At 60.6% G+C, this 23,662-nt stretch carries 22 protein-coding genes; 19 read left to right on the forward strand and 3 right to left on the reverse strand.

All coding sequences use genetic code 11. The features are described 5' to 3' along the window. The first annotated feature begins 11 nt into the window (after nt 1–11). Nucleotides 12–1,094: a flavodoxin-dependent (E)-4-hydroxy-3-methylbut-2-enyl-diphosphate synthase gene (ispG, locus tag ABCP74_RS01930; RefSeq protein ID WP_343000528.1), complete on the forward strand. Its 1,083-nt coding sequence runs from the start codon at nt 12–14 to the stop codon at nt 1,092–1,094. Beyond that, nucleotides 1,095–2,816 carry a proline--tRNA ligase gene (locus tag ABCP74_RS01935; RefSeq protein ID WP_343000527.1) on the forward strand — a complete coding sequence of 574 codons (1,722 nt, stop codon included), beginning with the start codon at nt 1,095–1,097 and terminating at the stop codon, nt 2,814–2,816. Nucleotides 2,817–2,996: 180 nt separating this feature from the next. On the opposite strand, the gene ABCP74_RS01940 is transcribed toward ABCP74_RS01935, so the two are convergent. Both ABCP74_RS01940 and adhE read right to left on the reverse strand, forming a co-directional pair. Next, the gene (locus ABCP74_RS01940) at nt 2,997–3,761 is read right to left on the reverse strand and encodes an aminoglycoside phosphotransferase family protein (protein WP_006236119.1); all 765 of its coding nucleotides are present in this window, start codon (nt 3,759–3,761) and stop codon (nt 2,997–2,999) included. A gap of 88 nt (nt 3,762–3,849) precedes the next feature. Continuing rightward, complete coding sequence (adhE, locus tag ABCP74_RS01945) at nt 3,850–6,498, reverse strand: bifunctional acetaldehyde-CoA/alcohol dehydrogenase (RefSeq protein WP_117797767.1); 2,649 nt, start codon at nt 6,496–6,498, stop codon at nt 3,850–3,852. 330 nt (nt 6,499–6,828) lie between these two features. On the opposite strand from adhE, the gene ABCP74_RS01950 reads away from it, so the two are divergent. Beyond that, the gene (locus ABCP74_RS01950; RefSeq protein ID WP_343000526.1) at nt 6,829–7,413 is read left to right on the forward strand and encodes a transposase; all 585 of its coding nucleotides are present in this window, start codon (nt 6,829–6,831) and stop codon (nt 7,411–7,413) included. Nucleotides 7,414–7,421: 8 nt separating this feature from the next. Here the strand turns inward: ABCP74_RS01950 and rpmB are convergent, their stop codons facing one another. Then, on the reverse strand, nt 7,422–7,610 hold the full coding sequence (gene rpmB, locus ABCP74_RS01955; RefSeq protein ID WP_022094725.1) for a 50S ribosomal protein L28: 189 nt from the start codon (nt 7,608–7,610) through the stop codon (nt 7,422–7,424). A 451-nt stretch (nt 7,611–8,061) separates the two neighbouring features. Between rpmB and pyrR the strand changes: the two genes are divergently transcribed. From pyrR to dusB, 16 genes are all read left to right on the forward strand, one after another. Then, a complete protein-coding gene (pyrR, locus tag ABCP74_RS01960) occupies nt 8,062–8,646 on the forward strand; it encodes a bifunctional pyr operon transcriptional regulator/uracil phosphoribosyltransferase PyrR (protein WP_006236123.1) in 585 nt (194 codons plus the stop codon). A gap of 4 nt (nt 8,647–8,650) precedes the next feature. Further along, entirely contained in the window at nt 8,651–9,595 is a 945-nt protein-coding gene (locus ABCP74_RS01965; protein WP_343000525.1) for an aspartate carbamoyltransferase catalytic subunit, read from the forward strand. Next, on the forward strand, nt 9,579–10,868 hold the full coding sequence (locus tag ABCP74_RS01970) for a dihydroorotase (RefSeq protein WP_117820575.1): 1,290 nt from the start codon (nt 9,579–9,581) through the stop codon (nt 10,866–10,868). Before ABCP74_RS01965 ends, ABCP74_RS01970 begins: the two co-directional genes overlap by 17 nt. Before the next feature lie 116 nt (nt 10,869–10,984). Beyond that, the gene (locus tag ABCP74_RS01975) at nt 10,985–11,752 is read left to right on the forward strand and encodes a dihydroorotate dehydrogenase electron transfer subunit (RefSeq protein ID WP_343000614.1); all 768 of its coding nucleotides are present in this window, start codon (nt 10,985–10,987) and stop codon (nt 11,750–11,752) included. Nucleotides 11,753–11,766: 14 nt separating this feature from the next. Continuing rightward, a complete protein-coding gene (locus ABCP74_RS01980) occupies nt 11,767–12,675 on the forward strand; it encodes a dihydroorotate dehydrogenase (RefSeq protein WP_006236128.1) in 909 nt (302 codons plus the stop codon). After that, on the forward strand, nt 12,669–13,385 hold the full coding sequence (pyrF, locus tag ABCP74_RS01985; RefSeq protein WP_343000524.1) for an orotidine-5'-phosphate decarboxylase: 717 nt from the start codon (nt 12,669–12,671) through the stop codon (nt 13,383–13,385). The genes ABCP74_RS01980 and pyrF overlap by 7 nt, the downstream gene beginning before the upstream one ends. 239 nt (nt 13,386–13,624) lie before the next feature. After that, nucleotides 13,625–13,933, forward strand: coding sequence for an integration host factor, actinobacterial type (mihF, locus tag ABCP74_RS01990; RefSeq protein ID WP_006236130.1), 309 nt, complete (start codon nt 13,625–13,627; stop codon nt 13,931–13,933). Beyond that, complete coding sequence (gene gmk, locus ABCP74_RS01995; RefSeq protein ID WP_343000523.1) at nt 13,934–14,503, forward strand: guanylate kinase; 570 nt, start codon at nt 13,934–13,936, stop codon at nt 14,501–14,503. Nucleotides 14,504–14,508: 5 nt separating this feature from the next. Further along, nucleotides 14,509–14,790, forward strand: a complete 282-nt coding sequence (locus ABCP74_RS02000; protein ID WP_035138532.1) for a DNA-directed RNA polymerase subunit omega — start codon at nt 14,509–14,511, stop codon at nt 14,788–14,790. Next, on the forward strand, nt 14,791–16,035 hold the full coding sequence (gene thiI / locus ABCP74_RS02005; RefSeq protein ID WP_006235944.1) for a tRNA uracil 4-sulfurtransferase ThiI: 1,245 nt from the start codon (nt 14,791–14,793) through the stop codon (nt 16,033–16,035). Between the two features lie 213 nt (nt 16,036–16,248). Continuing rightward, complete coding sequence (locus tag ABCP74_RS02010) at nt 16,249–16,962, forward strand: helix-hairpin-helix domain-containing protein (protein ID WP_343000522.1); 714 nt, start codon at nt 16,249–16,251, stop codon at nt 16,960–16,962. Further along, nucleotides 16,959–19,262: a DNA internalization-related competence protein ComEC/Rec2 gene (locus ABCP74_RS02015; RefSeq protein ID WP_343000521.1), complete on the forward strand. Its 2,304-nt coding sequence runs from the start codon at nt 16,959–16,961 to the stop codon at nt 19,260–19,262. Before ABCP74_RS02010 ends, ABCP74_RS02015 begins: the two co-directional genes overlap by 4 nt. A gap of 78 nt (nt 19,263–19,340) precedes the next feature. Further along, nucleotides 19,341–20,303: a DNA polymerase III subunit delta gene (holA, locus tag ABCP74_RS02020; protein WP_343000520.1), complete on the forward strand. Its 963-nt coding sequence runs from the start codon at nt 19,341–19,343 to the stop codon at nt 20,301–20,303. 134 nt (nt 20,304–20,437) lie between these two features. After that, nucleotides 20,438–20,704 carry a 30S ribosomal protein S20 gene (gene rpsT / locus ABCP74_RS02025; RefSeq protein ID WP_022094714.1) on the forward strand — a complete coding sequence of 89 codons (267 nt, stop codon included), beginning with the start codon at nt 20,438–20,440 and terminating at the stop codon, nt 20,702–20,704. A 96-nt stretch (nt 20,705–20,800) separates the two neighbouring features. Beyond that, nucleotides 20,801–22,612: a translation elongation factor 4 gene (gene lepA, locus ABCP74_RS02030; protein WP_040359843.1), complete on the forward strand. Its 1,812-nt coding sequence runs from the start codon at nt 20,801–20,803 to the stop codon at nt 22,610–22,612. 4 nt (nt 22,613–22,616) lie between these two features. Further along, a complete protein-coding gene (dusB, locus tag ABCP74_RS02035) occupies nt 22,617–23,660 on the forward strand; it encodes a tRNA dihydrouridine synthase DusB (protein WP_343000519.1) in 1,044 nt (347 codons plus the stop codon). Nucleotides 23,661–23,662: the final 2 nt, after the last annotated feature.

The following is a 23,662-nucleotide window of genomic DNA, read 5'->3' on the forward strand; positions in this document are numbered from 1 at the left end:
GAGTGTTTGGATTGTCTCTATCCCATTCTTTGCCGCGCGAGCTGACGCGTCCCGTGCATGTGGGCGGCGTGCAGATCGGCGGCGGCGCGCCGGTGGTGGTTCAGTCCATGACCTGCACTGATACCGCCGATGCCCAGGCAACGCTTGGACAGGTTCGCGCGTTGGCGCAGGCGGGCTGCGATATCGTGCGCGTGAGTGTACCCACCGAGGCCGCGCTCGAGGGCTTTCGTACCATCTGTGCTGAGTCCCCGGTGCCGATCGTCGCCGATATTCACTTTAACCATAAGCTCGCCATTGGTGCCGTTGAGGCCGGTGCTGCCAAGCTGCGCATCAATCCCGGCAATATCGGCGATTGGGCCAAGGTTGACGCGGTGATCGATGCTGCTGGTGCCGCGGACTGTGCGATTCGTATCGGCGTCAATGCCGGTTCACTCGAGCAGGATATCGCCGAGCGCGAAGACCTCACGCAGCCCGAAAAGCTCGTGATGTCGAGCGAGCGCTTCGTCAAGCACTTTGAGGACCGCGGCTTTACGAACATTGTGCTTTCGGCCAAGGCCCATAGCGTGCAAACGACGCTCGATACCTATCGAGCCCTGTCGCGTGAGATTCCCCACGTTCCGCTTCACCTGGGCGTAACCGAGGCGGGTACCAAGCTTCAGGGCACCATTAAGAGCTCGGTGGGCCTTGGTATTCTGCTGTCTGAGGGTATCGGTGACACCATGCGTGTTTCGCTCACAGCTGATCCGGTTGAGGAGCCGCCTGTTGCCTGGGGTATTCTGCAGTCGCTGAGCCTGCGTCGCCGTGGCCCCGAGATTGTCTCGTGCCCCACGTGCGCCCGCTGCCAGGTTAACCTCATTCCCATCGCCGAGGAGGTCACCGAGCGGCTTAAGAACTACTCCGCGCCGCTTTCGATCGCCGTGATGGGATGTGCCGTTAATGGCCCCGGTGAGGCTTCTGATGCCGACCTGGGCGTTGCTTGCGGACGTGGTCAGGCCTTGCTCTTTTCGCATGGCCAGATCATTGGTAAAGTAGCTGAGGACCAAATTGTCGACGCGCTTATGGCAGAGGTCGACAAACTTATTGAGGAGAAATAAATGACCCGAGCAATGTATATGTCTAAGCTGTATGCTCCGACGCTTAAAGAGGATCCGGCGGACGCTGAGCTCGCCAGCCACCGCCTGCTGCTCCGTGCCGGCATGATCCGCAAGGAGGCCGCCGGTCTGTATTCCTATCTGCCGCTTGCTTGGCGCTCGATCCGCAAGATCGAGAACATCGTGCGCGACGAGATGGATGCTGCCGGCGCTCAGGAGCTCATGATGCCCATCATGGTCGATGCCGAGCTGTGGCGTGAGTCCGGCCGTATCGATGCTTATGGCAAGGAGCTTGTGCGCTTTGATGACCGCCACGGCCGCGAGTTTGTGCTCGGACCCACGCACGAGGAGACCGTGACTGCCCTGGTGCGCAATGAGCTGCGTTCCTACAAGCAGCTGCCGGTGAACCTCTATCACATCCAGGATAAGTTCCGCGACGAGTTCCGTCCCCGCTTTGGCCTGATGCGCGGTCGCGAGTTCATCATGAAGGACGCCTACAGCTTCTCCGCCACGCAGGAGAGCCTGCAGGAGGAGTACGACAAGATGAAGCAGGCCTATGCCAACATTTGCGAGCGCTGCTACATCAAGGCCCTGCCCGTTGTCGCCGACTCCGGTGAGATCGGTGGCGATACCTCCGTCGAGTACATGGCTTTGGCCGACGCCGGTGAGGCTTCGCTGGTCTACTGCGACGATTGCGGCTTTGCTGCCGATGACGAGGCGGCAAGCACCAAGGTCGTCGTGACTGAGGGCCCCGGCGACGGTACGCTCACCAAGGTCGAGACTCCGGGCATGGGCACCATTGAGGCCGTCGCCAAGTTCTTCGGTTTCCCCGAGAACGGTACGCGAAAGTCGCTGGCGCTCATCGATGCCGAGGGCAAGCCGGTCGTGGTCATTGTCCCGGGCGATCATGAGCTCAATGACTGCAAGGCCGAGCATGTCTTTGGCAAGGGTTATCGCATGATGACCGATGAGGAGCTCCAGACCTACGGTCTGCATAAGGGCTTTATCGGACCGGTTAACCTTCCCGAGGGCATTCGTCTGGTCTGCGACGAGAGCCTGCGCGAGTCCAAGCAGTGGGCCTGCGGCGCCAACGAGGTTGACTATCACTTTACCGGTGCCTGCCCCGAGCGCGACTTTACCGTCGATGAGTGGGCCGACCTGGTCACCGTCGTGGCCGGCGATCCTTGCCCGCACTGCGGAAAGCCCCTCTCCGCTGCCCGCGGCATCGAGGTCTCCCAGGTCTTCCAGCTGGGCACCAAGTATTCCGAGGCCATGGGTGCCACCTTTATGGATGAGGACGGCAAGGAGAAGCCGCTTATCATGGGTTGCTACGGCGTGGGCGTTTCTCGCTCGCTCGCTGCCGTCGTGGAGCAGCACAACGACGAGCACGGCATCGTCTGGCCGGTCTCCGTTGCCCCGTACGAGGTTGCGGTGATTCCGCTCGACCCCAAGAAGGAGGAGTGCGCTTCCGTCTGCGAGCAGATTGTTGATGGCCTGTGCGCCGAGGGTATCGAGGTCGTCGTCGACGATCGCGATGAGCGTCCCGGATTTAAGTTTGCCGACAACGATCTTATGGGCTTCCCGTATCAGGTGGTTCTGGGCAAGCGCGGCCTTAAGAACGGCACCGTTGAGCTCAAGGACCGTGCCACGGGCGAGCGCGAGGACGTGGCGATTGACGAGGTCGTCGCCAAGGTTGCCGAGCTTGTTAAGGCGGCCCGTCGTTAATCGACGATTTCGCTTGTAGTTCGATATACGGGACGGCCCCGCATTTCTCCAGATCGGGGAGATGCGGGGCCGTCCTTTTATCTTGTGGCATCTTTGAAATCTAAAAAGGAAAACCCCACAGCCCAAATGAGCTGCGGGGTTTTCCATTGTGCCTCCGATGCGAAATGAATCGCTCAGATATTACTGATAATCGACGACGTCGATCCAGTTCTTCAGGAACTCATCGTTCACGTTGCGCTTACGAGCGAGCTCGGAAGCGGCGACGATGCTCGTCCACTGACGCACGACCTGCATGGGCATGTCGGCGCGGTCGCAGTAGAGCTCCAGGTAGGCCTCGGCCTGATCCTTGCTGTTGAGGGCAAAGAGCAGGTAGGTGGTGGCAACGTCGGCAGCGGGGGAGCCCTGGGTGGCGTGTGCCCAGTCGCACACATAGAGCTGGCCGTCGTCGCCGACGATGACATTGGAGGGGTTGAAGTCGCCGTGGCAGACCTTGAACTCCTTGGTCATGCCGTCCAGACGCTCCTGAAGGTTGTAGCGCGTGGTGGCATTGAGCTGATCAAGGCTGTCGATCATGCGGGCGAACTTATCGCGCTGACGGTTGAGCAGCGGGGAGGTGTAGCCGTGGATCTCGATCTGGAGGTCGACGAACATCTCGAGGTACTCACCGAAGCGCTGGGGCTCGGCAGTCATCTTCTCGGCAAGGGTGGTGCCCGGAACCTTCTCGGTCACGAGCGCCCAGCCGTTGGCGTTCTCGAGCTGGGAAACCTCGAGAGCCTTGGGGCTGCGGATGCCGCACTCATTGATGCGGGCAAGATTCAAAGCCTCGTTGAACACGTCGGAGACAGGCTTGGTCTCGTTAAAGACCTTGACGATCTTGTCGCCCAGGTCGTAAACGACCTTGTTGCCACGGCGGACGAGCTCGGTCTTGGAATCGGGTAGCAGCATGGTTGCATCCTTTCAACGATGCGATAGAAGCGACGGCGGGGGTGTGTGAAACACCCGTGCACCCCCGCCGTTAAAAACCGTGCTAGAACTAGCAGACGGCGTAATCCTGAGGCTCGCGGCCGTAGTAGGCGTCCAGGTAGAGCTCCTTGATCTCGCTCATGAGCGGGTAGCGCGGGTTAGCGCCGGTGCACTGGTCGTTGAATGCCTGCTCGGTCATCTCGTCGAGGGTGTCGAGGAAGTACTGCTCGTCGACACCGTAGTCGGCGATGGTCTTCTTGACGCCGATGAAGTCCTTGAGCTCCTCGAGCTTCGTGATGAAGTTCTCGAAGACCTCCTTGTCGTCCTTGCCCTCGATGCCGCAGTACTTGGCCATCTCGGCGTAGTTGTGCAGCGCGTTGGGGTAAGGATACTGGGAGAAGGTACCCATCTTGACGGGAGCCTCGGCGGCGTTGTAGCGCATGACGCGGGTCAGGATGACGGCGTTGGCGAGGCCGTGGGGCAGGTGATGGAAGGCGCCGAGCTTGTGGGCCATGGAGTGGTTGAGGCCCAGGAAGGCGTTGGCGAAGGCCATACCGGCCATGCAGGAGGCGTTGTGCATCTCCTCGCGGGCATGCGGGTCCTTGGCGCCGTTCGTGAAGCTGGAGGGCAGGTTCTCAAAGACGAGCTTAGCAGCGCGCTCGGAGAGGCCCTTGGTGTAGTCGGAAGCCATGATGGAGACGTAGGACTCGATGGCGTGGGTCATGACGTCGATGCCGGAGGCAGCGGTCAGGCCGCGCGGGGCGGTCATGCAGTTGTCGGCGTCGACGATAGCCATGTTGGGGAGCAGCGCGTAGTCGGCGAGCGGCCACTTGATGCCGGTCTCCTTGTCGGTGATGATGGCGAACGGCGTGCACTCGGAGCCGGTACCCGAAGAGGTCGGGACGGCGACGAAGTAGGCCTTCTTGCCCATCTCGGGGAAGGTGAAGATACGCTTGCGGATGTCCATGAAGTCCATGGCCATGTCCTCAAACTTGCACTCGGGGTGCTCGTACATCATCCACATGATCTTGCCGGCGTCCATAGCGGAGCCACCGCCGACGGCGATGATGACGTCCGGCTCAAAGAGAGCCATCTGCTTGGCGCCGCGACGTGCGCACTGCAGCGACGGATCGGGCTCGACGTCGTAGAAGCAGTCGTGGGCGATGCCCATCTCGTCGAGCTTGGCCTCGATGGCGCGGGTGTTGCCATTCTTGAAGAGGAACTGGTCTGTGACGATGAAGGCGCGCTTCTTGCCCATGACGTTGCCCAGCTCGTCGAGGGCCACGGGCGTGGAACCCTTCTTGAAGTAGACCTTCTCGGGAGCGCGGAACCACAGCATGTTCTCACGGCGCTCGGCCACAGTCTTAACGTTGATCAAGTGCTTCACCCCAACGTTCTCGGAGACGGAGTTGCCGCCCCAGGAGCCGCAGCCCAGGGTCAGAGACGGCTTCATGCCAAAGTTGTACAGGTCACCGATGCCACCGTGCGAGGACGGGGTGTTGATGACGATACGGCAGGCCTTCATGACGTGCTCGAACAGGCTGATCTTCTCGGCCTGGGCGGGGTGCACGTACAGAGAGGCGGTGTGGCCCGGGCCACCGGCGAGCACCAGGTGCTCGGCCTTGTCGACGGCCTCCTGGAAGTCCTTGGCGTGGTACATGGCCAGGACCGGGGAGAGCTTCTCGTGGGAGAACTCCTCCTTGGCGGGGTCGGTGGAGGTGACCTCGGCGATCAGGATCTTGGTCTTGGCGGGAACCTCGATGCCGGCGAGCTCGGCGATCTTGGCGGCAGCCATGCCGGGGATGCGGTGATCGAGGGCGCCGTTCTTGAACATGGCGGCACGCAGGGCCTCCATCTCGGCACCCTGCTTGACGAAGTAGCAGCCGCGCTTCTGGAACTCGGCCTTGACCTGGTCATAGATGGTGTCGATGACGGTCACGGACTGCTCGGAAGCGCAGATCATGCCGTTGTCGAAGGTCTTGGAGTGGATGATGGAGTTGACGGCGAGCAGCACGTCGGCGGTGTCGTCGATGACGACCGGGGTGTTACCGGCGCCAACGCCCAGGGCGGGCTTGCCCGAGGAGTAAGCGGCCTTGACCATGCCCGGGCCACCGGTGGCGAGGATGATGTCGACATCGCGCATGACCATGTTGGTCAGCTCGATGGAGGGGACATCGACCCAGCCGATGATGCCCTCGGGGGCGCCGGCCTTGACGGCGGCGTCAAGCACGAGCTTGGCGGCGGCGATGGTGCACTTGGCGGCTGCCGGGTGCGGGGAGATGATGATGGCGTTGCGGGTCTTCAGGCTGATCAGCGTCTTGAAGATCGCGGTGGAGGTGGGGTTGGTCGTCGGGATGACGGCGCCCACGATGCCGATGGGCTCGGCGATCTTGGTGATGCCGTAAGCCTCGTCGCGCTCCAGGACACCACAGGTCTTGGTGTTCTTGTAAGCGTTGTAGATGTACTCTGCGGCGTAGTGGTTCTTGATGACCTTGTCCTCAAGAACGCCGCGGCCGGTCTCCTCGATGGCCATCTTCGCCAACGGGATACGAGCCTTGTTGGCGGCCATGGCGGCCTCATAGAAGATCTTGTCGACCTGCTCCTGCGTGTACGTAGCAAAAAGCGCCTGGGCCTCTCGCATCTGAGCGAGCTTAGCCTCAAGCGCCTCTACGTTGTCCACAATTGCGGGAGTAGTGTTTTCCGGTGACTTTTTCACCATTTGTGTCTCCTTGCGATCGGAGATTTACCCTACGCCTTGCATGATAGCAAGAAATTATTCGGCGAACGGTCAGATTCCTGTAAAAGGCACACTAAAACGCTTCAACCAAATGAACCGTTTCAACTAAAACTATGCCAAATGCATCGCCCCGCTCATTGGGGACAGACTTACATGAGTGCTTTCACTCATTTGGGACAGACATCGTTTTGCCATTTTGCCGTTCTGAACCTGTTATTGCCGCTCATTGGATATAAATAGGTTGCAGGCTCAGCATTTCGCGTTGCTTCTCTCCTTTTAGGTGTTGCCTGAACAGTTTTGAAAGGAGAGATTATGCCCCGATGCGCCCGCCCCGTTTCGATCACCGGCTATTACCACGTCTTTGACCGCGGCAACTCCAAACAGATTATTTTTGAAGATGACTCCGACCGTTATCGTTTCTTATCGGATATCTCGGACAGGTTTGCGCGCCATAAAGTGGCGGTGTTAGCTTGGTGCCTTATGGACAACCACTTCCATTTGATGGTTGATGACCCATTTGACAACCTTTCAAAGGCAATGCAGTGCGCGCTGACGGCATATGCTAAGTATTTCAATGGGAAAACGGGGAGAACGGGGCATCTGTTTGACAACCGCTATTCGCGGGTCGCGGTTGAGTCAGACACGCAGGCGGTGCAGCTGCTCGACTATATTCGTCTCAATCTCGTGAAAGGTGCGCTTGGCTCAATCGAGGCGTACCGCTGGTCAAGCTACAGGGCATACCAGCTGGGCTACGATCCCTTTGACATCTGCAAACACTCATGTAAGTCTGTCCCAAATGAGTGCAAAAAGGCGCCCTCCGTAGGGGAGGGCGCCTTTGGTAAGTTCTATATGAACGCGAGGTCTTTGACCCGGAGAGTCCGAGGTACTTGTTGGTAAGACCTTATTTAGGAGCGCGCAACCTTGCCGGACTTGAGGCAGGTGGAGCAAACGTTCATCTTGCGACGGTGACCATCGACGACGACGTAGACGCGCTGGATGTTGGGGCGGAACTTACGGTTGGTGACGCGGTGAGAGTGGCTGATGGAGCGACCGGCAACGGGGTGCTTACCGCAAACTTCGCAAACTTTGGACATAACTGACCCTCCTTGGGCGACAAACGAACATGTCGCGTTAACAAACAAGCCTGAACTATAGCACAGAAGCAGCTCCCTGTGCGTAATCTACACAGAGATATTCCTCTTTTGGCGATAGTGCTCACGCCACGGCCCTGGACGTAGATCCGATTTGCGTGCAGCAGAGGGGATTATGCCAGCTCGTGCGTGCGTTTTCAAGCTCGTCCCACAAATATATATAGGTTTATTGAGCATTGGGCTCCGTTTACGGATTGCTCTGTATTAATGCTCGCAATTAAGCTCGAGGTTGGCTACACTATCCCTTGACCATTAAAGGGGTACGAGATACCCACATGGAATTACATAGCTGCCAAAGAGCAGCCCTTCCTGTGGGTGTCTGGTCCGCTTTAAGCGGTCGGGCATCTATTTTTTTGACTGTGTCAGCAGTCAAGACATGTGAGGAAGGAGATCGATGGGCACGACTTCCCCCAAGGCGGTCATCATGGACGAGACCGCCGTCAACCGAGCGATGACCCGCATCGCGCACGAGATTCTCGAGCGCAACGAGGGCTGTGAAGACCTCGCTCTGGTCGGCATCGTCACGCGCGGCGACCTTCTGGCAAAGAAGCTCGCCGAGGAGATCAAGGAGATCGAGGGCGTCGACGTTCCGCTCGGCAGCCTGGACATTAGCTTCTACCGCGATGACTATGCGACCAATTTCGCTCCCGCGATCCACGCTACCAACATTCCCTTCAGCGTCGACGGCAAGCGCGTCGTGCTGGTGGACGACATCCTGTATACGGGCCGTACCATCCGCGCCGCTCTCGACGCCGTTATGGACCTGGGCCGTCCGAGCCGCATTGAGCTGGCAGTCCTCGTTGACCGCGGCCACCGCGAGCTCCCCATCTCGCCGGACTTTGTCGGCAAGAACGTTCCCTCGTCGCATGAGGAGAACGTGCACCTATATATGAAGGAAGTCGACGGCCACACCGCCGTCGAGATTAACGACGTCGCGCCGGGTTCCCACGTGGGCTCCGCGCCGCTGGGAGGTGAGTAGTACCGTGGCGTTCAACCATAAGCACCTGATCGACATTACCGAGTACTCCGAAGAGGACATCAAGCTCATCCTCGAGACCGCCAAGGCGTTCTCCGAGGTCAACGAGCGTGCGATCAAGAAGGTCCCCACGCTCAAGGGCAAGACCATCGTCAACATGTTCAACGAGCCCTCGACGCGCACCCGTAGCTCCTTCGAGCTCGCCGAGAAGCGTCTTTCGGCCGACAGCCTTAACTTTGGTGGCTCCTCGACCTCCACGGTCAAGGGCGAGAGCCTCGTCGACACCGTCGAGACCCTCAACGCTTATAAGATCGACTGCATTGTCGTGCGCGACAAGCACGCCGGCGCTCCCTACATCGTCACGCAGAACTTGCCCGCAAGCGTCATCTGCGCCGGTGACGGCAAGCACAACCATCCTACGCAGGCCCTGCTCGACCTGTACACCATCTGGGAGCACAAGGGTGACTTCCACGGTCTGAAGGTCGCCGTCGTCGGCGATATCGCCCACTCCCGCGTTTGCGGCTCGCTGATCCCCGCCCTTAAGATCATGGGCTGCGAGACCTACGCCGTCGCCCCCGGCACGCTGCTGCCGCCGGCGCCCGAGGTCCTGGGCTGCGACCACGTGACGAGCGACCTCGATTCCGTCCTGCCCGAGCTGGACGTCGTCTACATGCTGCGCGTGCAGCAGGAGCGTCTCGAGGGTGCCCCGTTCCCGACCATTCGCGAGTACCACAAGCTCTTCGGCCTGACCAAGGACCGCGAGAAGCTCATGAAGCCCGACGCGATCATCTGCCACCCGGGCCCCATCAACCGCGGCGTCGAGTTCGACTCCTATATGGCCGACCACCCGCAACGCTCCGTCATCCTGGAGCAGGTCTACGCCGGTATCTGCGTGCGTATGGCTATCCTGTATCTGCTGCTTGGAGGTGCCGATAATGGCCTTGCTTCTTAAGAATGCCCACGTCGTCGACCCGTCCGTCGAGCTTGACGGTGTCGTTGACGTCCTGATTGACGGCGACAAGATCGCCGAGGTCGGCGAGAATCTCGCCGTCGAGGGAGCCGAGGTCCGCGACCTTTCCGGCAAGTACCTCGTCCCCGGCCTGGTGGATATGCACGTTCACCTTCGCGAGCCCGGCTACGAGGTCAAAGAGGACATCGAGAGCGGTACCCGCGCAGCTGCCAAGGGCGGCTTTACCGGCGTGTGCGCCATGCCCAACACCGATCCCGTAACCGATAACGGCACTGTCGTGGAGTTCGTCAAGTCCCGCGCTGCCGAGGTCGGCCACTGCCGCGTCTATCCGTCGGGCGCCATGACCCGCGGTCTTAAGGGCGAGGCCATGTCCGAGATGGGCGATATGGTCGCCCACGGCGCCGTCGCCTTCACCGATGACGGTCGCGGCGTGCAGGGCGCGGGCATGCTCCGTCGCTGCATGGACTACGGCAAGATGTTCGGCAAGGTCTTCATGAGCCACTGCCAGGACGAGGACCTGGTCGGCCACGGCCAGATCAACGAGGGCAAGGTCTCGACCCGTCTGGCCCTCGAGGGCTGGCCGGCTGCCGGCGAGGAGCTCCAGATCGCCCGCGACATCGAGATCGCCAAGCTGACCGGTGCCAAGCTGCACATCCAGCACATCTCCACCGCCCATGGTCTGGAGATCGTGCGTGCCGGTAAGGCCGCTGGCGTTCAGGTTACCTGCGAGGCTACCCCGCACCACATGTTCCTGACTGAGAACGACCTGGACGAGACCTACAACACCTCGCTCAAGGTCAATCCGCCGCTGCGTACCGAGGAAGATGCCGAGGCCATCCGTCAGGGCGTCATCGACGGCACCGTCGACGCTATCGTCACCGATCACGCTCCCCACACCCCGTGGGAGAAGGCCCGCGAGTTCGAGCTTGCGCCCTTTGGCATGATCGGCCTTGAGACCTCCCTGTCGCTCGTACTCACCGAGCTGGTCAACACGGGCAAGATGAGCGTGGGCCGCATGGTCGAGCTCATGGCCATCAAGCCGCGTGAGATTCTGGGCCTCGACCAGGTTCAGGTCAAGGCGGGCTCCGTTGCCGACCTGACCGTGTTCGACCCCTCTGCCACCTGGACGGTCGGTGAGGACGGTTATGAGTCGCGCGCCGAGAACTCCGGTTTTGCCGGCCGCACGCTTACCGGTCGTGCCACCGATGTGTTTGTCGGCGGTAAGCAGACGCTCGCCGACGGCTGCATCTGCTAGCATAGCCTTATCGCTTTTGTGCGCGGTGCCCTTGCGGTGCCGCGCTTTCTGTTCGTTTTGACCATGCAATCGCATGGGGGATTGGAGCGTCTATGCCCACACCTTCCACTGCACGCATGCACGACTTCGAGGTCGTCTCGAACCAGAAGATCGCCGACGGCATCTTCTCGCTCGTCATCTCGGCCCCCAAGCTTGCAAGTGCGCTCAAGCCCGGTCAGTTTGTGAACATTGCCGTGCCCGGCGATGCGTCCTCGCTGCTTCGCGTGCCCCTGAGCTTCTATCGCGCCGACGCCCAGGCCGGCACCGTCGAGCTGTGGTACGCCGTCGTGGGTGACGACACCCGTCGTCTGTCGCAGATGGCCCCCGGCTCCAAGTCCAACCTGTTGGGCCCTGGCGGCCGCGGCTGGCTTGTTCCCGAGGGCACCAGGAAGGCGCTGCTCGTGGCGGGCGGCATCGGCGTTCCGCCCGTGCTCTGCCTCGCCGGCAAGCTTGCCGAGCAGGGCGTGGATGTCGACGTGTGCCTGGGCTTTGGCACCGCTTCCAAGGCCGTGGGTGTCGATGAGTTCCGCGCGCTGGGCGCCACGGTTAACGTGTGCACCGACGATGGCACGCTGGGCACGCACGGTTTTTGCACCGACCCGGCAGCCGAGCTGCTCGGCGAGGGCGGCTACGACTACGTCGCCAGCTGCGGCCCCGCCGTCATGATGAAGAAAGTCGCCGCTGCCGCTGCCGAGGCCGGTGCGTACTGCGAGGTGTCCCTCGAGCGCATGATGAGCTGCGGCTTTGGTGCCTGCAACACCTGCAATGTCGAGACGGTCGACGGTATGAAGGGTGCTTGCATGTGTGGCCCCGTGTTCGATGCTTCCAAGGTGGTGGTCTTCTAGTGGGTACCGTGAACATGGCCGTCGATTTCGGCGGCGTCAAGATGCAGAACCCCATCAACACCGCAGCCGGTACCTTTGGCTACGGTTGGCAGTTCCAGAACTTCTTTGATGTTTCCCAGCTGGGCGCCATCACCACCAAGGGTTGCGCTGCCGAGCCCTGGCCCGGCAACCCCGCGCCCCGCATGGCCGAGATTCCCGGCGGTATGATCAACTCCGTGGGCCTTCAGAACCCCGGCGTGGCCGCCTTTGCCCGCGAGTCCGGCCCGTGGCTCGAACAGCTGTCCAAGGACGGCTGCCAGGTCATCTGTCAGGTTGCCGGCCACTCCGTTGACGAGTTTGTCCGCGCACTCGAGATGTATGTCGAGCTGTGCCCCTGGGCTGCCGGCTACGAGATCAACGTGAGCTGCCCCAATATCGCCGCCGGCGGTGCCGCCATGGGCTCCACGCCCGAGGGCGCCTCTTCCGTTATGGCTGCCTGCCGTAAGGTGACCGATAAGCCGCTGTTCGTGAAGATGGCGCCGGTCAACGTCGCCGAGATCGCCAAGGCCCTCGAGGCCGCGGGTGCCGACGGCCTTTCGGTCATCAATTCCATCCAGGGCATGGCCATTGACGTGCACACTCGCAAGTCCCGCGTTGCCAAACCCAAGGGCGGCCTTTCGGGCCCACTGTGTCACCACATCGCCGTGCGCATGGTCTGGGAGGTTGCCCAGGCCGTCGATATCCCCATCAACGGTGTCGGCGGTGTCATGACCGGCGAGGATGCGGCCGAGTTTATCCTGGCCGGCGCCACTTGCGTGTCGGTCGGCATGGCGAACTTTGTCGATCCGTGCGCTTCGCTCAAGATCGCGCATGAGCTCGAGGCCTGGGCCGAGTCCCAGGGCGTGAAGGACATCAACGAGCTGGTAGGTGCGTTCGAATGCTAGAGAATGATGCCCGCGACCGTGTTATCGTCGCCCTCGACTGCGACCGTGAGCGTGCGCTCGAGCTTGCCCACGAGCTTTCTGGCCATGCCGCCTGGCTCAAGGTTGGCATGACGCTCTATTACGCTGAGGGCCCCGAGATCGTCAAGACCTTTAAGGACCTGGGCTTTAAGGTCTTCCTTGACCTTAAGTTCCATGATATTCCGCATCAGGTTCGCGGTGCTGCCCGTTCGGCCTCGCTTGCCGGTGCCGACCTTCTTTCGGTCCACGGCTTGGGTTCGGGCGCCATGCTTGCCGCCTGCCGCGAGGGTGCCGAGGAAGCACGCGAGGATCGAGCCAAGCTCGTCGCCATCACCGTGCTTACGAGCATGAATCAGGATGCCTTGAGCGAGATCGGCGTCGAGTCGCCCGTGGCCGAGGAGGCCGCCCGCCTGGCAAAGCTCGCTCAGGCCAACGGCATTGATGGCATCGTCTGCTCGCCGATGGAGGCTCACGACATGCGTGAGCTGCTGGGTCCCGATGCCCTGATCGTGACTCCGGGTGTGCGTCCGGTTGGTGCCGCCCTTGGTGACCAGTCCCGCGTGGCGACGCCTTCCCAGGCTATCGAGCGAGGCGCAAGCCACATTGTGGTGGGCCGTCCCATCACCGGTGCCGACGATCCGGTTGCTGCCTTTGACGCCATCGTCGCCGAGCTGGTCGAAAACGTCGCGTAAAAGATTCCCCTAAGTCACCACTTTTGGGTCTCATTAGCACAAAATAGCCCCTGTGCCTGCGTAAACTTTCCCATCCTTTGTGTGGAATCGCAGGTCAGGGGCTTAACTTTGGGCGCAGTATATTGCACTTTTTGCGGGTATCGTCTAACCTATGGACCCGCAATTGGGCATTTTGTACATTCTACGTGCTAAAATGCCAATTATTGAATCAGATATAACCCAACTATTTGGAGGTACGAATGGCACTCCCTCAGCTTACCGATGAGCAGCGCAAGCAGGCTCTTGAGAAGGCTGCTGCCGCACGTCACGCCCGCGCTGAGCTTCGCGAGCAGATCAAGAAGGGCGAGAAGTCCCTCGAGTCCGTGCTCAACTCCGATGACCCCATCGCTTCCCGCATGAAGGTTTCCACCCTCATCGAGTCTCTCCCTGGTTATGGCAAGGCCAAGGCCGCCAAGATCATGGAGGAGCTCGGTATCTCCGCTACCCGTCGCGTCCAGGGCCTCGGCGTCCGTCAGCGCGAGCAGCTCCTCGAGCAGCTGACCAAATAAGTGAGCGCTCGGGATTCCAAGCTCTTTGTGATTTCTGGACCGTCAGGCGCAGGCAAGGGTACGCTCGTCACTCGTGTGCGCGAGCGCCGCTCGAACCTGGGCCTGACGGTTTCGGCTACCACGCGAGCACCACGCAAAGGTGAGGTCGACGGCGTCAACTACTTTTTTCTGACGCGCGAGGAGTTCGACCGCCGCGTGGCAAACGGTGAGTTTGTTGAGTGGGCCGAGGTCCACGGTAACTGCTACGGCACGTTGGTGAGCGAGGTCACATCCAAGCTTGCCTCGGGCTCGTCTCTGATCTTGGAGATCGATGTCCAGGGTGCCCTGCAGGTGAAGGAGCGTTTCCCCGAGGCCGTGCTGATCTTTATCAAGCCGCCTTCGCTTGAGGTGCTCCGCGAGCGTCTAGTCGGTCGCGGTACCGAGACGCCCGAGACGATTGAGCTGCGTATGGCAAACGCCGCCGATGAGCTTGCCCTTGCCGACCGCTACGATGACGTCGTGGTTAATGACGATCTCGACCGCGCGACCGATGAGCTCGTTCGCGTTCTCGATATGCATGAAAGGATCTGAGGTCCGTGTCCGTTGTAAAGCCTTGCATTGACGATCTTCTGGAGAAGACCGATCACAACCGCTTCCTGCTCGCTTCGCTTGCCTCCAAGCGCGCCTGCGACATCAATAGCATGCTGCGTGGCCAGCACAACCGCGTGCTTGCCGTCCAGGATGTCGATGACATCACCATCGGGCTATCCGGTGCCGATACCATCTCGATGGCTATGGATGAGATTGTCGACGGCGACATCTCTTACGACGAGGCCCGTTACGAGAAGGCGCTCGGCCACAAGGTTGCTGAAGCCTAAATGGCGGCTCGCGTCTGCCTGGTCCACTATCACGAGGTTGGACTGAAGGGTAAGAACCGCGCACATTTTGAGCATATCCTCATGGATAACATCAAGGCGGCCTTGGCCGCCTTTTCTGTGAATGCCGTGTCTCGAATTTCCGGTTATATCCTCGTGACCTTTAACGAGCATCAGGCCGACGAGGCGGCGCGTGTCATTCGCACCGTTCCCGGCGTTGCTCGTGTGTCTTTGGCGTATCACACCAACCGCGACCCGCAGGAGTACTGCGCCGCCGCCGTGAAGGCGCTGCGCGAGTTTGGTTCCTTCGATTCGTTTAAGGTGCACGCCAAGCGCTCCAATACTGACTATGAGCTCACCTCGATTGACATCAATCGTCAGGTGGGCGAGGTGTTGTGCGAGGCGTTTCCTGATAAAAAGGTTCAGATGCACGATCCTGACGCTATGGTGCACGTACTGGTGGTCCAGGGTAGCGTCTACGTGTATGCGCGCTCCGAGCGCGGTGTGGGCGGTCTGCCGGTGGGTTCTGCCGGCAAGGTCGTGACGCTGCTGTCGTCGGGTATCGATTCTCCGGTGGCGACCTGGATGCTCGCGCGTCGCGGCGCGGTGTGCGTGCCGGTACATTTCTCCGGTCGTCCGCAGACGCCCGATACGAGCGAGTATTTGGTGCAGGACATCATCCGTGCGCTTGAGCCGGGTGTCCAGATCGGCCGCCTGTACGTGGTGCCGTTTGGCGACTGCCAGCGTGAGATTTCGGTCACCTGTCCCAGCAACCTGCGCGTGATCATGTATCGCCGCATTATGTATTCGGTTGCCGAGCGCATTGCACACATCGAGGGTGCCAAGGCCATCGTTACGGGCGAATCGCTTGGGCAGGTTGCCTCCCAGACGCTTGAGAATATCATGGCCGTCAACGAGGCCGTGAAGATCCCCGTGTTTCGTCCTCTCATCGGTTCGGACAAGCAGGAGATCATCGCGCGCGCCGAGGAGATCGGTACGTTTGATATCTCGACTGAGGCCGCTCCCGACTGCTGCACGCTGTTTATGCCGCGCCGTCCCGAGACGCACGCTAAACTCGATGCCGTGCATGAGGCCTGGGAGTTGTTCGATCACGAGGAGATGATCGAGCGCCTACTCAAGCAGACCGAGTACATCGACTTCGAGAGCAACACGTATAAGGCCCCTAAGACCTTAAAACGCAAACATTCGGAGCTTGCTCCGCGTGAGATTTACCAAGATCACGAGTAAATTTGTGCATAGACCGACGATGCGCCTGCATCGTCGGTCTTTTGCTATCTGGGCATTTTGCGGCTAAGTGTTCATTTGCTGACGTGTGCCTGAATAAATGGACAGATTTGTGCAAGGTTTTGGTCGGTTTTTGGTTTGACCGCTAAAACCGGTTTTGGGGCGTGGCTGCTGCGGAACTCCTTTCCTGACACGATGGTGTTGGGAGGTTTTGCTATGGCGCAGCGCGAACAACACGAACGGGTCAAAAAGATGGACCGCTGGGCGGACAAGCTGTTCGGTCATAAGGCAGTGGTGATGGCGATACTGGTCGTCATTGCGATGGCGAGCGGCTTGGCGATGGCGAACCTTGGCGGCGGTGCCGGCGGCGTGTCGTTTGAGCGCACTGATGGTTCGGGTTCGTTAGTGGAGCCGGGATCCGGCGATGCCTCGAGCGGAAAGACATCCGAAGGCTCTTCGCCTAAGGCGTCTGCCGCGGCAGAGGTTTATGTCGATGTTGATGGCGCCGTTGTGTCGCCCGGTGTATATCGTCTCAAGGACGGCGCGCGGGTGGCTCAGGCGATTGATGCCGCCGGCGGGCTGGCGCCCGAGGCAGACGTTACGGGGCTCAATCGGGCATCTAAGATCGTCGATGGACAGAAGATTCACGTTCCAACGGTAGGGGAGCAGCAGGCGTCCATTGCGGAAGCTGGTGTTGATGGTGGGGCTTCCGCGTCATCGGGCGTGAGTGGCGCAACAGGCCTAGTAAATATCAATACGGCAAGCGCGGCAGAGCTGCAGACGCTCTCTGGCATCGGTCCCTCCATGGCCCAGTCGATTATCGATGAGCGGACAAAGAACGGTGCTTTTGCCTCAGTTGACGATCTGATGCGTGTGTCGGGAATCGGCGAGAAGAAGCTTGCCAAAATCAAAGATTCCATCTGCGTATGAGTGCGACCGAGCGCGAGCATGTGATGCCTCCGCGGCCTCTGATGCCGTGGACGATGGCCCTGTGTGCCGGCATGTGCATGAGCTGCGCCTTGGTGCTCAACGTGGCCGCCGATGCGCTGCTGTGGGAGCGGGCTTCGGCGGTCGGGCCGCTATGGGCCATTCCCGTTACGGCGGCGGTATTCGTTGCGCTGGCTCAATCTTGTGCGCGGCTTGCCCCTTGGAAGCGGTGGCTGTATGCCGCGTCCGTCGGTCTCGTGGCGGGAGCGGTCGTCTCGGCGTGGTGGGCTGTGGGCGTGCTAAGCGCCTCGAAGGCGCTCGACGGTCGAGCGGCAAGCAGCCTTGAGTTTGTCGTGCAGGGTGACCCATCCATAAACGACGACGTGCATTCCTATACCTGCGAGGCACGCGCGGACGGTAAGAACTTGGCAATGGTTCGCCTATCGTGCGACCTCGAGCTCAAGGTCGGGGCGCACGTGCGTGTTATCGGTCGCGTTTCACGTTTTGAGAACGATGCGTATGGACGATCGCGCGCGCTCCGAGGCGAGGTGCGCAAGGTTAAAGTCGTTCGGATTTTGTCGGTCGATGAGGGCTCTCCGGGGCCGCTGCTTCGGCTGCGAAATGGGCTGCTTGCGTCCATCGCGCCTGCGACCGACCCGGCGCGTGCGCTCATAGCCGGTGTCGCCTGCGGTCGTTCGGCCGAGCTGCGCGCCCGGCCGGCGGGCGACTGGTTTTCGGTGACGGGAACGGCGCATCTTATCGCCGTCTCGGGCAGCCATTTGGCTATCGTGGGGTTTGTAATCGAGGGTGTATTGCAAAAGACTCGGTGCTCACGTAGTCTTCAGCGGGCGATATTGGCGATAACGCTTGTGGGCTACGCTGCCTTTACGGGCGCGTCTCCCTCGGCCGTGCGTGCGTGCTGTATGGTGTTCGCGACGCTTGTCGTAAACGGCGCGGGGCGTCGCCGGCACGGCGCATCGGCGCTCTTCGTAACCATGTCCATCTTTGTGCTACTGCGGCCGACGGTGCTGTTCGAGATGGGCTTTCAGCTTTCATGTGCCAGCGTCTTAGCCATTCTGTGCTTTTGCCCCTATGCGACCTACGCTTTGGGTGAGCTGAGTGTTCCGTCGGGCGTTGCCAGCATGCTTTCCGTCACGCTGTGCTCGCAACTGGCGACACTTCCCATTACCATTCCTGCCTTCGGTACGTTCTCGCTCATTGCTCCGCTGGCAAATGCGGTCCTCGGTCCGGTGGTGAGCGTACTGCTCGCCGTGTCGATCGTGCTGGTTCCCTTTTCGCTCGTGGCACCTTTGCGGACTTGGGCGCTCATTGTGCCCATGATTGCCGCCCGTTGCGCGCTGTTCTTCGAGCAGCTGTTTGCCGCCGTCCCGGGTGCATCCGTGAGTGTGTCGCCCGATAGCGTGTGGATTTACCTAGTGCCGTGTTTGCTGGCGGTTCTGCTGGTCTGGTGGCCGCGTCCCCGTGCACGTCCTATGGCGGTGGGGCTTGCATGCCTGGTGCTCTTGGCTGCGATTCCGTACGTCTATTGGGATCGATTCGCTCCGCCTTCGGTGACGGTGCTCGACGTGGGCCAGGCCGATGCGATTCTTATCCGCCAGGGCGGCGCAGTGGCACTCGTCGACTGCGGGCTCGACGAGCGTGTGGTGTCGGCGTTGGTTCGCAATAACGTGCACCATATCGATGCCGTCTTTGTGACGCATTGGGATGAGGACCACTGGGGCGGTCTGCCTGCCGTGCTCGAACAGTTTTCGGTTGGAACGATTGCCGTGGCGGCGGATGCGCTGGAGGATGCTCCTGCCGAGGTATTGAACCGACCTGGCGTGGAGTATCGGCAGGTGCACCGTGGGGATACGGTCGACATCGGCTCATTTTGCGCCCGCGTGATGTGGCCATTCGAGTCCGTGGATGGCGAGGGAAATGAGGACTCGCTTGTCCTGCTGCTCTCTTTTGTTCAGGAAGGCAAGAGCCTGCGCATACTCCTCACCGGTGATGCCGAGCTCGACCAAGAACGGGAATTCGTGCAGGAGGTGGGGGATATTGATGTCCTTAAACTTGGGCATCACGGCTCCAAGGTTTCAGTCGATGATGAGTTGCTGGACGTTCTGAAGCCCGAGCTTTCCCTCGCGAGCGCGGGCGAAGGGAATCGATACGGCCATCCGTCCGATGCCTGCATCGATGCCGTGAAGGAAGCGGGCGGCGCGTTCGCATGCACCATCGAACACGGCGACATTGCCGTCACGCCGACTGCGAATGGCTTTGCGATGCGATGCCAGCGACCGTGACGACGTCGTTGGCGTGTGGTGGGCCCCTGGGCTAGAATGGCACGGAACGACTACGAAGGCCTGCGGGAGGGGAGCGCAATGTCTGAAACCGGTCTGCTACCGGCATATCTGATCGTCGGTACCGACGGAGTCAAGCGCGATCACGCCGTCTCGCGTATGAAAGCGCGTCTGGAAAAGACGGGCATGGTCGAGTTCAACCTCGACGAGCGCGATATGACCAAAGACCCCGATATCGAGTCGATTATCGGATCGCTCAACACCTTTCCGATGGGCAGTGAGTTTCGCCTGGTAATCCTTGACGGCTGCTCAAAGCTCGCCAAGGCGGTCTCGGAGCCGCTCGTCGAGTATCTGGCAAGTCCCAGCCCCACAACGGTCTGCCTTATCATCGCCGACTCGCTTGCCAAGAACACGCGCCTGTATAAGGCGATCGCCAAGATTGACAAGAAGGCCGTGATCGACTGCTCCGGCACCAAGCGCTGGGAGCTTCCGCGCCGCGTGCAGCAGATGGCGACGCAGCACGGCAAGTCGATCTCGACGGCGGCCGCCGAGGAACTCGTCTCGCGTTCGGGTGAAAACACTCGCATGCTCGATAACGATTTGGCCAAGCTCGCCCAGATGGTCGAGGCACCCCAGATTGAGCTTGCCGACGTTGAGCGCTGGATTGTACGTACGGCCGAGGTTCAACCCTGGGACTTTCTCAATGCGGTCTCGGCCCGTGACATGCGACGCTCGCTCGAGCTCTTCAATCTGCTGCCCGCCAAGAGCTACGTGTGGACTTACACGTTGCTGTGCGGCCGCATCCGCGAGCTAATCGTCGCCAAGGCGCTCGATGCGCGCGGTCAGGGTCGTGAGCTGGCCGCAACGCTCAAGCTTCAGTCCTGGCAGGTCAAGAATCACCTGACCTGGGTACGTCGCTTTTCGATGGCAGAGCTCGTCGCAGCGCTCGAGGGTGCGGTCGATGTGGAGCTCGCGCTCAAGGGTTCGGCCGATTCTCAGACCGCGCTTTTGCTCTGGATTACGAACATCTTGAGAAAATCGTGATGATACCTGCCTATTTGGCAAATTCGTTCTATCCCTTTGAGGGGGAGCGTGCTATAGTAGGCGCTTGCATGACCTCACCGTGTCTCAGAGGTGTCATACATTTTTTTGCAAGGAACTCGAAAGGAACTCCAGAAGTGGCAAACATCAAGTCTCAGAAGAAGCGTATCCGCACCAATGAGGCAGCTCGCATGCGTAACAAGGCTGTCAAGTCCGAGCTCAAGACGCTGACCAAGCACGTCCAGTCCGCCGTCGCCGAGGGCGACGCCGAGAAGGCCCAGGCTGCCCTCAAGACCGTCACCAAGCGTCTCGACATGGCTGCCGCCAAGCATGTTATCCACAAGAACCAGGCTTCCAACCGCAAGTCCGGTCTTGCCAAGCTCGTGAACAGCATCAACGCCTAAGTTGTAAATTTCACACTACACAGATTACGCGCATAAATGGAGCCTGTTTTATGGAACAGGCTCCATTTTTTGTATCGCTCGGGTAAGATAGTCCGCATGAATACTTCAATTGACATTTCCCACATCCGCAACTTCTCAATTGTTGCGCACATCGACCATGGCAAGTCCACGATCAGCGATCGCATCCTCGAGCTCACCCATACCGTCGACGAGCGCGACATGGAGTCGCAGCTGCTCGACACCATGGATATCGAGCGCGAGCGCGGCATTACGATCAAGTCCAATGCCGTTCGCGTGTCCTATGACGCCGACGATGGCGAGACGTATCAGTTCAATCTGATCGATACGCCGGGCCACGTGGACTTTACCTATGAGGTCTCGCGCTCGCTGGCAGCCTGTGAGGGCGCGGTGCTCGTTGTTGACGCTACGCAGGGCGTCGAGGCGCAGACCGTCTCCAATGCGACGCTCGCCATGAACGCCAATCTGGACATTGTGCCGGCCATCAACAAGATCGACCTGCCCTCGGCCCATCCCGATGAGGTTAAGACCGAGATCGAGGATGACTTGGCGATCCCTGCCGATGATGCCGTGTGTGTCTCGGGCAAGACCGGCGAGGGCATCCACGATCTGCTGGAGTCCATTGTCTTTTTGATCTCTCCGCCCAAGGGCGATGCGAACGCGCCGCTCAAGGCGCTCATCCTGGATTCGTACTTCGACGAGTATCGTGGTGTCGTCGCCACGGTGCGCGTTTTTGACGGTTCCATCAAAAAGGGCGATACCCTGCGCATGATGCAGGCAAAGGGCGACTTTTTGGTCGATGGCGTGGGCGTCAAGCGTCCCGCCGAGACTCCGGTCGATGCGCTGACGGTCGGCGAGGTGGGCTACGTGGTCACGGGCCTGAAGGACCCCGAGGCCGTGCGCGTGGGCGATACCCTCACGTGGGCGTCGAATCCCTGCCCCGAGCCGCTTCCCGGCTACCGCGAGGCTAAGCCCATGGTCTATACGGGCCTGTTCCCGATCGATAACAAGGACTACGAGAACCTGCGTGACGCGCTCGATAAGCTGCACGTTAACGACCCCTCGTTGGTGTGGGAGCCCGAGACGTCCGTGGCGCTCGGCTTTGGCTTCCGCGTGGGCTTCTTGGGCCTGCTGCACATGGAGGTCGTTAAGGAGCGCCTCGAGCGTGAGTTCAACTTGGACCTCATTGCCACGAGTCCCTCGGTCGACTATCACGTCTACAAGACTGACGGCGAAATGATCGATGTCCGCAGCCCGCAGGACCTTCCCGAGGCCACGCGCATCGAACGTATCGAGGAACCCTACCTCAAGGCAAAGATCATCTGCCCGCCTGAGTACACGGGTGCCGTCATGCAGCTCGCCATCGAGCACCGCGGCGTCACGACCGACATGATCCACCTGACGAGCAAATCGGTCGAGATGCGCTTTGATATGCCGCTCGCCGAGCTCATCTTGGACTTCTTCGATCAGCTCAAGAGCCGCACCAAGGGCTATGCCTCGCTCGACTACGAGTTCAACGAGTACCGTCCCTCCGAGCTCGTGAAGCTCGATATTTTGCTTTCGGGCGACGAGGTGGACGCGCTGTCGTTTATCGTCCACAAGGACAAGGCCTATGGTCTGGCCCGTGGCCTATGCGACAAGCTTAAGGAGATCATCCCGCGTCAGCTGTTCGAGGTGCCCATCCAGGGTGCTATCGGCAACAAGATCATTGCCCGCTCCACCGTCAAGGCGCGTCGCAAGGACGTGCTTGCCAAGTGCTACGGCGGCGATATCTCGCGTAAGCGCAAGCTGCTCGAGAAGCAGAAAGAGGGCAAGAAGCGCATGAAGGCCATCGGATCGGTCGAGGTCCCGCAGGAGGCCTTTATGGCGATCCTCAAGGTGGACGAGTAGGTCTATGGCGCTTTCTGAATACAGCAAGCGGCTGCTGGGCGCCTATGCCGAGCAGCCGTTCCTTATGGCTCCCATGGCGGGCGTGACCGACCCAGCCTACCGCATCATGTGCCGCCGCCGCGGTGCCAACCTTGCCTACAGCGAGATGGTGAGCGTGGCGGGCCTTGCCTATGCCAGCAACAAGACCTGGCGCCTGGTGCTACCGGCTGACGAAGAGCAGCAGATTTGCGTGCAGCTCTTCGGCTCCAAGCCCGATCAGTTTGCGAGCGCCGTCGCCGCCGTCGAGGAGCGCGTTGGCGATCGCCTGTCGCTCATCGATATCAATATGGCATGCCCCGCCCGCAAGGTTGTCACCAAGGGCGAGGGCTCGGCGCTCATGCGCACGCCCGACCTTGCGGAGAAGATCGTCGAGGCCACGGTGGGCGCGGCGCACGTGCCCGTGACCGTCAAGATTCGCAAAGGCTTTTATGCCGAGGACCGCAATGCCGCGACATTTGCCCAGATGCTTGAGGGTGCAGGGGCTGCCGCAGTCGCCGTGCATGGTCGTTGCGCTACGCAGCTCTACACTGGCCAGGCGGATTGGTCGGTCGTCGATGAGGTCGCAGATGCCGTCGAGATTCCCGTGATCGGTTCGGGCGATGTGTTCTGCGCCAAGGATGCCGCGGAGCATCTGCGCAGCTCGGGTGCCAGCGCGGTGTTTATCGCGCGCGGTATCTATGGCAACCCCTGGGTGTTCGGCGATGCTCGCGCCCTTGCACTCGACGCTACGCCGGTGCCGTCTCGCTCCTCACGCGAGCGCCTGGACGCCCTGCGTGAGCACCTAACGCTGACGCATGAGCTCCTGCCGCTCATGTCGCGTGCCCGCACGTACGCAAGCTGGTACTTAAAAGGCATGCCCCATGCCGCCGCTTGGCGTGCCCATGTGGTGCGCTGCTCCACGTATGAGGAGTTTATGGCGCTGGTCGATGAGATCGAGCATGATGTGGTGGCCTGCGAGGCTGCCCTTGCCGCCGGCGAATCGGTGCCCCCTCATCCGCTGGAGGCTTAAGG

Origin of the sequence: Collinsella aerofaciens, assembly GCF_039062315.1 — a bacterium.
Lineage (GTDB): Bacteria > Actinomycetota > Coriobacteriia > Coriobacteriales > Coriobacteriaceae > Collinsella > Collinsella aerofaciens_BG.

What these genes read in the sequence shown, in the direction of transcription:
- ABCP74_RS01970 (WP_117820575.1), top strand. Translation starts at nt 9,579, where the DNA reads ATGGCCTTGCTTCTTAAGAATGCCCACGTCGTCGACCCGTCCGTCGAG.
- pyrR (WP_006236123.1), top strand. Translation starts at nt 8,062, where the DNA reads ATGGGCACGACTTCCCCCAAGGCGGTCATCATGGACGAGACCGCCGTC.
- ABCP74_RS01940 (WP_006236119.1), bottom strand. Translation starts at nt 3,761, where the DNA reads ATGCTGCTACCCGATTCCAAGACCGAGCTCGTCCGCCGTGGCAACAAG.
- dusB (WP_343000519.1), top strand. Translation starts at nt 22,617, where the DNA reads ATGGCGCTTTCTGAATACAGCAAGCGGCTGCTGGGCGCCTATGCCGAG.
- lepA (WP_040359843.1), top strand. Translation starts at nt 20,801, where the DNA reads ATGAATACTTCAATTGACATTTCCCACATCCGCAACTTCTCAATTGTT.
- pyrF (WP_343000524.1), top strand. Translation starts at nt 12,669, where the DNA reads ATGCTAGAGAATGATGCCCGCGACCGTGTTATCGTCGCCCTCGACTGC.
- adhE (WP_117797767.1), bottom strand. Translation starts at nt 6,498, where the DNA reads ATGGTGAAAAAGTCACCGGAAAACACTACTCCCGCAATTGTGGACAAC.
- rpmB (WP_022094725.1), bottom strand. Translation starts at nt 7,610, where the DNA reads ATGTCCAAAGTTTGCGAAGTTTGCGGTAAGCACCCCGTTGCCGGTCGC.
- ABCP74_RS02010 (WP_343000522.1), top strand. Translation starts at nt 16,249, where the DNA reads ATGGCGCAGCGCGAACAACACGAACGGGTCAAAAAGATGGACCGCTGG.
- ABCP74_RS01935 (WP_343000527.1), top strand. Translation starts at nt 1,095, where the DNA reads ATGACCCGAGCAATGTATATGTCTAAGCTGTATGCTCCGACGCTTAAA.
- ABCP74_RS01980 (WP_006236128.1), top strand. Translation starts at nt 11,767, where the DNA reads ATGGCCGTCGATTTCGGCGGCGTCAAGATGCAGAACCCCATCAACACC.
- ABCP74_RS01975 (WP_343000614.1), top strand. Translation starts at nt 10,985, where the DNA reads ATGCACGACTTCGAGGTCGTCTCGAACCAGAAGATCGCCGACGGCATC.
- mihF (WP_006236130.1), top strand. Translation starts at nt 13,625, where the DNA reads ATGGCACTCCCTCAGCTTACCGATGAGCAGCGCAAGCAGGCTCTTGAG.
- thiI (WP_006235944.1), top strand. Translation starts at nt 14,791, where the DNA reads ATGGCGGCTCGCGTCTGCCTGGTCCACTATCACGAGGTTGGACTGAAG.
- ABCP74_RS02015 (WP_343000521.1), top strand. Translation starts at nt 16,959, where the DNA reads ATGAGTGCGACCGAGCGCGAGCATGTGATGCCTCCGCGGCCTCTGATG.
- holA (WP_343000520.1), top strand. Translation starts at nt 19,341, where the DNA reads ATGTCTGAAACCGGTCTGCTACCGGCATATCTGATCGTCGGTACCGAC.
- ABCP74_RS01950 (WP_343000526.1), top strand. Translation starts at nt 6,829, where the DNA reads ATGCCCCGATGCGCCCGCCCCGTTTCGATCACCGGCTATTACCACGTC.